This window comes from Spirillospora sp. NPDC049652 (genome assembly GCF_040675125.1).
Lineage (GTDB): Bacteria > Actinomycetota > Actinomycetes > Streptosporangiales > Streptosporangiaceae > Spirillospora.
Genome location: NZ_JBFAOF010001241.1, coordinates 1 through 1,786 on the forward strand (window position 1 = coordinate 1; position 1,786 = coordinate 1,786).

Sequence of the window (1,786 nt, forward strand, 5' to 3'; positions counted from 1 at the left end):
GTCCCGCTCTGCCAGCGCGACCTCGGCCGCTGGGCGGGCATGGGCCGCCGCAAGGTCGCGCAGCTGCTCGCCCGCGAGCGCGTCGGCGACGGCATCGCCGTCTCCCGCACCGCGATCACGCTGCGCTCACCGGACGTCCTGGACCGTCTCGCGGGCGACGAGGCGGACGACTTCCTCGCCGACGCGGGCTGACCCCGCCCGCGCGAGCGCCCGGGCGGGGCCGTGCGGGCGGGGCCGTCCGGGCGAAGTCGGGCCGGCCGGCGGTCGTCCGGCTAGGGGAAGGACGGGTCGGTCGGCCAGTTCGGCGGGGTGGGGAGCGCGCCGTCCGGACGGGTGGTGAGGCCCGAGCCGTCCGACCGCCCGGTGATCCACGCCAGCAGCGCCGCCGCCGACCCGGTCACCTCCGGGCCGTCGCCGAGGTCGGCGGACTGGCCGGTGTCGGTCGCGCGCAGCCGCAGGCCGTCCAGGCCGCCGCGCTCGGCCGGGCCGCGCTCGGCGAGGCCGCGCAGCGTGTGGTCCAGCTCGGCGCGCAGGTAGGTCTCGGGCCAGTCGGCGGGGCCGTAGCCGGCGGCGAGGTCCACGTGGTGCACCTCCACCTCGCGCCACCGCCGGTGCAGGACGAACCAGGCGGGCATCTCGGGCCCGACCATGCCCCGCACCCGGACGTCCCACGCCGCCTCGGGCAGCGCCGCCGCCTGCGCGGCGAACCGCTCGCCCGCCGTCCGCAGGTCGTCGACCAGCTCGTCCGCGCCGCGCCCCGCACCCGCGCGAAGCGCCTCGTCGCGCGCCTCCATGCTCGGGTACTGCGGGACCTCCACGCCCGTCCGCGCCCACTCCAGCAGGTTCCACAGCGAGTCGGCGTTGCGCGCCACATGCGTGGCGACATGCCCTCGCGTCCAGCCCGGCAGGCCCGACGCCGCCCGCAGCTCGGCGTCACCGAGCCCGGCCACGCTCTTGGCCAGCCGTTCGGCGCTCGCCTCGATCGCCGCCAGAACCGCCGCACGCCCGTTACCGGATCCGTCCGTCGCGCCGCCCATCACGCCTCCTCGCGTCCTCAGGGGAGCTCATCCTGACATGCCCAACCCGGCTTCGACCGCGAGTAGTCCTGCCTGTGCGCGGTTCGAGCAATCCAGCTTCATCAGGATCTGGGAGACATAGCCCTTCACGGTCGCCTCGCTGAGGTGGAGGCGCGCGGCGATGCCCGCGTTCGACAGGCCCTCCCCGAGGCACGCGAGGACGTCGGTCTCGCGCCTGGTCAGCCCGGCCAGCAGCCGGCGGCTCCGCTCGCGCGCGGCGGCGGGCCCGGCCGCGGTGTCCAGCAGGCGCCGGGTGGCGGCGGGGGACAGGACGGTGTGCCCGTCGGCGGCGACCCGGACGAGGCCGACCAGGTCCTCCGGCGGCGTGCTCTTGAGCAGGAACCCGGCCGCGCCCGCGCGCAGCGCCCGCACCACGTGCCGGTCGGAGTCGAAGGTGGTGAGGGCGACCACGACGGGCGGGTCCGGCAGGGCGCCGATCCGCTCGATCGCGGTCAGCCCGTCCACGCCCGGCATCCGCAGGTCCATCAGCACCACGTCGGGACGGTGCCGGACGACGGCCTCGACCGCCGCCGCGCCGTCGAAGGCCTCGTCCACGACCTCGATGTCGCCCGCCGCGCCGAGGATCGTGCGCAGGTGCGCGCAGACCATCGGCTCGTCGTCCACGACCACGACCCGGATCACGACAGGGCCCACGCGGCTCACGCGGCGGCCCGGGCGGCGGTGGGCAGGTCGGCGGTGACGCGGAAGCC

At 77.1% G+C, this 1,786-nt stretch carries 3 protein-coding genes; 1 reads left to right on the plus strand and 2 read right to left on the minus strand.

What is annotated here, in order from left to right; all coding sequences use genetic code 11:
• Positions 1 to 192, plus strand: a 192-nt coding sequence (locus AB0J52_RS38985; protein ID WP_500188093.1) for a hypothetical protein, incomplete at its 5' end; no start/stop codon positions are given.
• A gap of 80 nt (positions 193 to 272) precedes the next feature.
• On the opposite strand, the gene AB0J52_RS38990 is transcribed toward AB0J52_RS38985, so the two are convergent.
• Both AB0J52_RS38990 and AB0J52_RS38995 read right to left on the minus strand, forming a co-directional pair.
• Entirely contained in the window at positions 273 to 1,037 is a 765-nt protein-coding gene (locus tag AB0J52_RS38990) for a maleylpyruvate isomerase family mycothiol-dependent enzyme (protein ID WP_500188095.1), read from the minus strand.
• Positions 1,038 to 1,064: 27 nt separating this feature from the next.
• On the minus strand, positions 1,065 to 1,685 hold the full coding sequence (locus AB0J52_RS38995; RefSeq protein WP_500188097.1) for a response regulator: 621 nt from the start codon (positions 1,683 to 1,685) through the stop codon (positions 1,065 to 1,067).
• Positions 1,686 to 1,786 lie beyond the last annotated feature (101 nt).